General features: G+C 60.9%; 6 protein-coding genes and 1 pseudogene. 2 read left to right on the top strand and 5 right to left on the bottom strand.

Features of this window, described 5'->3' with window-relative positions; all coding sequences use genetic code 11:
* The 3 genes and pseudogenes from AC1D1T_RS27975 to AC1D1T_RS27965 form a co-directional block, all read right to left on the bottom strand.
* Nucleotides 1-289 (bottom strand): annotated as a pseudogene (locus AC1D1T_RS27975) (Qat anti-phage system QueC-like protein QatC); the annotation flags it as partial.
* Entirely contained in the window at nucleotides 286-1,074 is a 789-nt protein-coding gene (gene qatB, locus AC1D1T_RS27970) for a Qat anti-phage system associated protein QatB (protein WP_477992908.1), read from the bottom strand. The gene qatB and the pseudogene AC1D1T_RS27975, both read right to left, overlap by 4 nt.
* A gap of 38 nt (nucleotides 1,075-1,112) precedes the next feature.
* Nucleotides 1,113-2,993 (bottom strand): KAP family P-loop NTPase fold protein, encoded by a 1,881-nt coding sequence (locus tag AC1D1T_RS27965; protein ID WP_477992907.1) that lies wholly within the window; start codon nucleotides 2,991-2,993, stop codon nucleotides 1,113-1,115.
* Between the two features lie 342 nt (nucleotides 2,994-3,335).
* On the opposite strand from AC1D1T_RS27965, the gene AC1D1T_RS27960 reads away from it, so the two are divergent.
* Nucleotides 3,336-4,766, top strand: coding sequence for a hypothetical protein (locus tag AC1D1T_RS27960; RefSeq protein WP_477992906.1), 1,431 nt, complete (start codon nucleotides 3,336-3,338; stop codon nucleotides 4,764-4,766).
* 35 nt (nucleotides 4,767-4,801) lie between these two features.
* Here AC1D1T_RS27960 and AC1D1T_RS27955 read toward each other — a convergent pair whose 3' ends face one another.
* Complete coding sequence (locus AC1D1T_RS27955; RefSeq protein WP_477992905.1) at nucleotides 4,802-6,574, bottom strand: phosphodiester glycosidase family protein; 1,773 nt, start codon at nucleotides 6,572-6,574, stop codon at nucleotides 4,802-4,804.
* A gap of 161 nt (nucleotides 6,575-6,735) precedes the next feature.
* Nucleotides 6,736-7,203, bottom strand: coding sequence for a hypothetical protein (locus tag AC1D1T_RS27950; protein WP_477992904.1), 468 nt, complete (start codon nucleotides 7,201-7,203; stop codon nucleotides 6,736-6,738).
* Between the two features lie 179 nt (nucleotides 7,204-7,382).
* On the opposite strand from AC1D1T_RS27950, the gene AC1D1T_RS27945 reads away from it, so the two are divergent.
* Nucleotides 7,383-7,649 (top strand): hypothetical protein (locus AC1D1T_RS27945; protein WP_477992903.1); only part of this gene is annotated, 267 nt, incomplete at its 3' end.

Below are 7,649 nucleotides of genomic sequence, written 5' to 3'. Positions count from 1 at the left end.
GCTCAGGATCAAAGAGGGCCAGGTCCAGCTCAATGACTCGAGTCCAGCCGTCGGAAGAGACATTGCGCTCCACCGCGTGGTCAGCAGCGTTGACCGCAAGGGCTAAAGTCAAGAAGTCCCAGCTCCTCGCACTGGGCTTAACGCCTGCGCGCTTGATGTCGTCAATGAGCGAGGCACCCACCGTGCTGACATCGGAAAGTCCGTCGTGCCCATACATCGAGAAGTACGTGACGTCACCGCGACGGAACTCTGGAATTAGGTCCTTCGGCGCACAGAAAACCTTGTTCATAGGTCGGCCTCGAACAGCTCGAACGTCATCTTCAATGCCTCTTGAAGAATTGAATCGAGTTGACCTCGAGTTGGATTCGCGTTCGTGCCGCGCAGCAGGTCGACATGCAGGCCCATCTCGTTCTTGATGAAGCGTCGCACCTCCCGTTCGCGGATCACCACAGTTCTCGGGTCGAGCTGCGCACTCTCGAAGATTGGCCCCAGGTCGAAGCWCAGCCGATTGGCTGCTTCGGTCGCGAGGTAGCCCTTCATCAACTCCCAAATGTCGTCGATTCCCATGGCCAAAGGGTCGATGCTCGGATCGTCCCTGACCAGTTCAGACAGTGCCAATGCCATGGCGTCGCGGAACGACTCTTCGTCAGCACTTCCGCCTGCAGGCGCCAACTCACGGACGATGGCGTCCACCACGTCTTCTGCAGACGGATTGCTGGCTCGCAGGTCGTCCACCCACCGGCGAGCCTCGGCAGAAGAGCCTTGGCTGACTGCATTGAGGAATGAGAAGAGCGTGGCCCCTGCTCGCGTAGAAGCCCGCATTCGGCTGGCCGCAGCCTTCGCTCCACCACTTCCGCGACTAGAGTAGTGAGCCAAGGCCTTGCGAAGATGATGCGTGTCGCCGTTCTTGAGGTACTTCCCCAGCTCCCGTCGGGCGTCGCCGTAACGAGCCGGCGGCGCCACGCCGGGAGCGCCACCGGGCGAGACAAAGGGGTCCGCGTCACCAGATTGGATCGAACTCCCTCCGCCAACTTCTCGAGCGACGTCATCGAGCCACGGCGGATCAAGACTCACACCGGCTCCAGGACCAGCGCTCGATGTCGACGTGCCCACTACTTACCTGCCTTCTTCTGAAGGTATTGGCGAGATCTGGTCAGAGTCTCTGGGTCGTTCGCCCACCCACTCAGAACCGGCTGAGCCCAGCCCAGAGGCTGGAGCAACGGCATGAGGGCTAGGTGGCGCTTGTTTCCTGGAACTTCGGAAAGTACGGAGGCGAGCTGCAACCCCAGTTGGGGGTGCGCTCCTGTGCAGTTGAGGCATCGGACGATGTCTTCTTCCTGCCACTGGTCCTCCCTGGCCTTGCGGATGGCCCGATTCAGAATTCGGGAGACGTCGCCCTCCCCTAGAGATGCCAATCGAGCCACTAAGAGCTTCGACACCTCGGTGGCCTCCATGGTGGCCTCCAGTGCCTTCTTGGCCTCAGCGGACAACTCGTCGTATGCAGCAAGACCCAAGCTGCGGTCTCGACTGAGATGGAGTATTGGGCGCAAATCCTTGGCTGCGAGCTGCGGGTTCAGCCTGACCCACTGCTCGTAGAAATCACCCGTCCAGGAGGGATGTGGCGGCTCGTACTTCTCGGCGGATTGGGCCGCCTTCTCTACCTCAATCAGGAAGGTCGCCTTCCCGTCGGAACTTGAGGCGACCGACTTGGCCAAGAACTCAAACGCAGCGCTCGAGGCACATCGCTCGAAGAGCTGGACCTTCACCAGCTCCTGCAACGCCAGAGGCATCTCCATCGCGGTGGCGACAGTTTGCCGAATCATGAGGTTGTTGAGGAAGCGCTTGATGAGGCGCGGGTTGCCAGCAATCTCGGCTGACGTGACCAGCAGCGGCGCAAGCTGGTCGGCGATGTCGAGTTCCTTGGCGATCCCCGCCTTCTCTGCGTCGAACGCCTCGTCGAGGAACTCCCGAGTTATCCCTTTCTCCCAGGACTTCTTGAGGCGATCAAGAACGGCGGCCTGCCCTTTCGCCTGCACTTCGGCCGACAGCCGCCCTTGCCGGACGGCCAAGTCGGTGAGGAGCAAGGTTAGATATGCCTTCACCTCGCTCACGCCGAGCCTTGGTACCCGCAACGGTATCTGGATAAGCTTGTCGAAGTAGCTGGTGACCAGGCCTTCCTCAATGTCGACGCCCTTGAAGTGCGCCCGGACAGCGCCACGGATCATGCTTTCGTCAGCGGCAATCAAGAAGGCCGTCCGCTTCACGTGCAGCAGAAGCCGCATTGCCTCCAGAGTTCCGATGGCGGTCGTCGGAAGGCAGCGATCAAGGTCGTCGACAAAAACCACTAGGTGAACGTCGAACTTCTCCAGCAACTCCACAAACGCTTTGCGAAGGCCCTCGATTTCCTTGGGCAGCGAGGCTTCCTTCTTCTCTCCGATGATGTCCTTGAGTTCGGGGCTCAGCTCGGAATACGCCTCCTGCACGGCACTGAGGCCTTCGGCACGCTTCTCTTCATCGCTCAGACCCTGAACCAAACCGCTAACGGCACCGAACAGCGCCCCCAGAGGCCCGGCGGCGACGGTGCCGACCGCCACATGCGCGAGAACGGGTGCGACCAGTCGACCAGCCTTGAGAAGCTTGACGCGCTTGGCAAAGTCCAGCGACTTGTCGATGAAGGTTTTGCGCGTCCTGGCCTCTTCGACGAGACGGTCGGAAACCGCTTGAAGAAGAGCTTGTCGGGCATCTTCGTAGCCTTGATAGAGCCACGCGTTGAACTCCATCAGGATGTACGAAGACTGCTTTCCATCCTTCTTGGTGCTTGCCTCCAAGTGTGCGCGAACAAGTTTGACCAGCGTCGACTTGCCTGCCCCCCACCCGCCGGATATACCGATGGTCAGTGGTGTGCCCCCAGCGTCTCGTATAAGAGTCGCTGCCGCGTCGGCTACTAGACCGAAGTTGAGCAAATCAACCTCGGCCTCAATGTCGTGCCACATCCTCACTCCCCCCGCAGCGTGCTAGTCGTCGTTGGAGGCCGGATGCTCAATTGCGAGCAAGGCGGTTGTGGCGTTGGGACCGGTGTCCCACTACACGCGAGAAGGATCGCCCGTCTCATGTGCTGAGAGTACGAATCCAGCCTGAACGCACAACTGTAACAGCGCGTTCTGAAACCTCGGTCACTCCCCACCAAGGTTTGATGCTTGCTCTAAGCATTTCACCCTCAACAAATCAGCCCGGAGCTGATTCCCCCACCCCCGCCCCGCTGGTCTGATCCACATCACGCCAGCCCGACGGCCAGCAGTACCGCCCAGGGCGGCACCCACCCCAGGGAGCCCCCCATGCGCATCACCCGCCCACTGCTCGCCGCCGCCACGCTCGCGGCCGCCACCTTCAGCCCGGCCCACGCCCAGGTGCCGACCCAAGTCCAGGCCTTCCCCGCCAACCTGCAATACACCAACGCCGCCTGCTCGGTGTCACCCAAGGAGCTCAGCAACTGGTTCGTCTCCGGCCGCGTCAGCAAGGGCGGGTTCGTCACCTTCGCCAACAGCATCGGCTTCCCAGCGCAGAACACCACCTGCGACTTCTACAAGTGGGCGCACCAGATGTTCCTGTGGATCTCGTCGCCGGCGGCCGGGGGCATCGTGCTCGAGTCGCCGGTCTTCTTCGACATCAACTTCGACGCCCAGGGCGGCCACTACATCCCCAACACCGCCGGCGTCGCGCGCCACAGCTTCGCGGTGCGCGGCACCAAGACGCAGAGCATCCAGCCCGGCGGCCAGGCCGGTGGCGGCGACACGGTGCTGTCGATGAACGGCTCGCTGATCTATTTCGGCGTGCACGCCAATGACGTCTACGCGTGGTTCAACACCGCGGTGTCGAACAAGGTGATCCCCGCCACCGCGCCCTTCCCCAACACGCCTGCGGGGCTCGCCCCGGTGGTGAGCTATGCATCGAGCCAGGGCAGCTCGCTGCCCGATGCCAACGCGCTCGGGCTGGAGCTGAAGACGGCCTGGGTCGATGCCGCCACCGTCCCCAACCCGGCCGACTACGTGACCATCGACGCGACGGTGCCCAACTACGTGAAGACGAGCACCACGCTGTGGACGATCAACAAGCAATCGCCCACGGTCGCGAAGACGCTGGCCCTGGTGGGCATCCACATCGTCGGCGCGGTGCAGGGCCATCCCGAGATGGTGTGGGCCACCTTCGAGCACCGCAACAACGCGCCCAACAACGCGTTCTACTTCAACACCCTGTTCGGCACCACCGTGCAGGTGCCGTACAACTCGACCGGCACCTGGTCGTTCATGGCCAGCGGCGGCGCGCAGAGCGGTGCCCTTGTGCCGCAGATGACGATCGATTCCACCACCGGCAACGTTGTCGCGACCAGCGGCAACACGATCCGCCAGAACAACGTCTACCGCGTCAATCCGTGGGGCAATGCGCCCACCGCCGCCTCGGCCGTCAACAACAGCCAGCTGATCTCGCTGAACCTCGACATCCTGGTGATGCTCGGCCTGGTGGGCGACGTGCGGGCCAACTACACGCAGGTGGGCGCCGTGTGGACGAGCGACGGCTCGATCCCCTCAGGCCCCACGGCCCCGGCGCTGCGCGGCTCGCTGCTGCTGGCCAACACCACGATGGAGACCTACCACCAGGTGGTGATCCCGAACAAGTCGGCCTCGATGGGCTGCTTCGGCTGCCACTTCTCGACCACCAGCACCGGCACCAGCCACCTGTTTCCGATCAACCCGTTGCCCACCAGGTGACAGGAGTGAGCAACGTAATCGACGGCATCAACCCATCACTGGCATCTTGTCGGATCCACCTTGCAAGGATTGCTGGGAATGGATTTTCGTCCGCCAATCACCGGGGTCGCGGGAGCCGCGGCCCCGTTGATGAATGCCATTCCCAATCCGTAGGCCACATACCTGGATTCGTCATAGATAATCTTATCGACACCACTCAATGGGTTGACCCGACTTCCATCAATCGTCATGCCTGCCGCGGAATTTCCATCCATCCGGAGCGCATGGGTGGCACCAAATGCTCGAAAAACCTCGCACAATTCTGCGGCAGATGCGCTCCCGTCTGAGGTGGAAGACATGAAGATCATCTTGTTGTCGGGAGTCACGCCAAAAGCCGACCATCTATTTATATCGGAATCAGTGGTGCAAACGCCATTCTTGATGATGGAAGTCGATGAACTGACGACGCTGTAGGGAACCGAGACGCCATCCACACCGTTCGTCCACAAGGGACCATTGATGGCCTCCTTCCATTTCGGCAGTGTGCCAGGCTGAATCAGAACCGCCAATTGGTTCAAGCCGGGTGCTCCTGAATTACCTCCATTTTCCCTGTTGCTTCCCAGCACCTTGGAGTCCCTTTGCACGAACCCTCTGGCAAGGCCAGTTCCCGGGCCTTTGCCTCGATCTCCCACCCACGAAAATCCATTGATCAGGATCTGAGAGTTCCCCGAAAATGTTTCTATTTTCTGAAGAGCCAGCAAGCCAGTTGAATCCAGTGAGTCATACACTATTCCAACAATCTCGCGAGCATCGGAATTGTCCCCAATTGCAATGTGCACATAGGGCGGGATCTCCTCGCATTTCCTGAAGTACACCGCGCCTGTCGACGTCATCGATGATGTTATGGTGGGAAGGTATTGAGAAATGGATGCCACGCAATTCGCCACCCATGAAGCAGTGGACGCACTTGAGACACTTTCCTGCGACTTGAGTTGACTCTCTTCTTCGTTAAATCGAAACAACCCAGTCTTCTTCACACTCTTTCGAATGGGCTCGAAACTTGAGTTCTGACCACTTACTGCGGAGGCATCAGCGGGCTTCCTTAATGGCCTTACGAAAAGCGAACTCCTGCCCATGAAAGCAACCTCCKGATATATATCAACCATCGGATAAATATCACCAGTATTGTGCACACTCGGAAGGAATATCTGCGGTGCTGCAAGCGCCCGCGCCGCGATATCCCACTCAACGCCCATTTTCAGCTTCACTGCGGCTGCGAATGCTGGATTGTAGTAAACCGAATTTATCTCTGGGTGATAAAAACCGACGGCCGAAGACTCAGGGTAATAAACCACCCTATTCCCGCCTTGTTTCTTTTTGACCAATACAAGAATCTCTCCGCCTTGCGCCCTCCCCGAGTCCAGCTTCAAGGTTGTACTCAGATTCAGATCACCAACAACAACCTTCCCCCCCGCCACCTCATCGAAATGAACGCTCTTGATTTCATCGTCAGGGAGACGAACTTCGTAGATCAGTTCGGCCTTGCCGCTGCTTGTGTTGTACAGCCCAATTCTCTTGTTGGGCATGTCAGGTCGATAGCACGCCTTGTCAGAGCAGACGATCACGTTTCCGACAATCACATCACCGTCTGTCTTGGTGTCGTTCAGCGAAACACTGATCTTGAACCTCGAATATCCTGGATTATCGAACAGCTTCGCATCAATCTGAGGCACCGTCTGGGGATAGTATCTCGGTGCCGCCTGGGGGGCACCGCTTGCAAAAAAACAAGCAACGGCACAAGAGAATATCGCCGCAATCTTCATCATCATTCACTTTCGCCTTGCGCCCTGCACCCGCGGGCGCGACCGGCCTCTCTCGACTCGCCGTATCGTCAATCTCTGGGGACTGCTGGGGACGGATCGCGCGGCGAATGGATTAGAGGCGATGCAAGATGACGGAGCAACCCCGGTTGGCCGCCAGCAGGTGCTGGCTAACTATTGTTGACAAACTCAGGCCCGATTCGCCCCGCCACGATGAACCGGTCGACCCGCGCCGCCTCCAGAACCGCCGCCAGGTCCGCATACAACCGCTCGACCGGCCGCGCGCCATCCAGCCAGCTGTTCGGTTCGGCAAACCAGGTCGCCATGCTCCAGCCGTCGAACGCCGGCGACAGCTCGGCGATCACCCTCCGGGGCGCCTCGCGCAACGCCAGCGTGCCCTGCTCGAACTGGAACAGCGGCAGCCATCCCACGCCGTTCCACTCGAAGCGGATCGCCCGGGCCCCCGCCAGCACCCCACACCGCCCCGGCAACTGCGATTCGCGCGCCAGCCCGCCATGGCAGCGGTAGCCGCGCAGCAGGTCGATGAAGGCCCGGTCGTGCAGCGCATCCAGGCCGCGCGGGCCTGTCGGCAGGGGCGGGGTGGGCATCACCCGCGGTGCGATCGTCGTCTGAAGCATGGAGGTCTCCGGTGGCGGGCCTCCACTGTCGGCGCCGCCGGTGCGCGTGCCCTCCTCCCTTCGGGGCAGTACCACCGCGTACTGAAGGGTGAGCCCGCGGCAGGTCTTGCAAGCCGATCAAGCATCCCCACTTCCTGCGTACGGGGCAGCCACGGCGCCGCCCTCCCGGAAGGAAACGCATGAAAACCACCCAATCCCAGCAACGCAGTGTCAGCGACCTCGATGTCGTGCACGCGCTGGCGCGCCTGGTTCAGCGCATGGAAGCGAGCCCGGCCGAGATCGATGCCCACCAGTACCGCACCGTCGTGCAGCAGCTGAGCCGCGCGCTCGAACGCGTCGAGCCGGGCACGGCCTTGCAGTTGATCCTGGAAGACTGCCCGGCCGCGTCGGAGCTGTACGAGAACCTGCGCTACGAGCACGCCGGGCTGGTGCGCGCCCCGCTGGAG

Source organism: Rhizobacter sp. P2_H3, from assembly GCF_056403355.1.
Note: the sequence above shows the minus strand (reverse complement) of the source record. Positions and strands in the feature narration are given on the sequence as shown.

Excerpts from the sequence above, each read along its gene's own strand:
- AC1D1T_RS27965 (WP_477992907.1), bottom strand. The coding sequence starts at position 2,993 with ATGTGGCACGACATTGAGGCCGAGGTTGATTTGCTCAACTTCGGTCTA.
- AC1D1T_RS27960 (WP_477992906.1), top strand. The coding sequence starts at position 3,336 with ATGCGCATCACCCGCCCACTGCTCGCCGCCGCCACGCTCGCGGCCGCC.
- AC1D1T_RS27950 (WP_477992904.1), bottom strand. The coding sequence starts at position 7,203 with ATGCTTCAGACGACGATCGCACCGCGGGTGATGCCCACCCCGCCCCTG.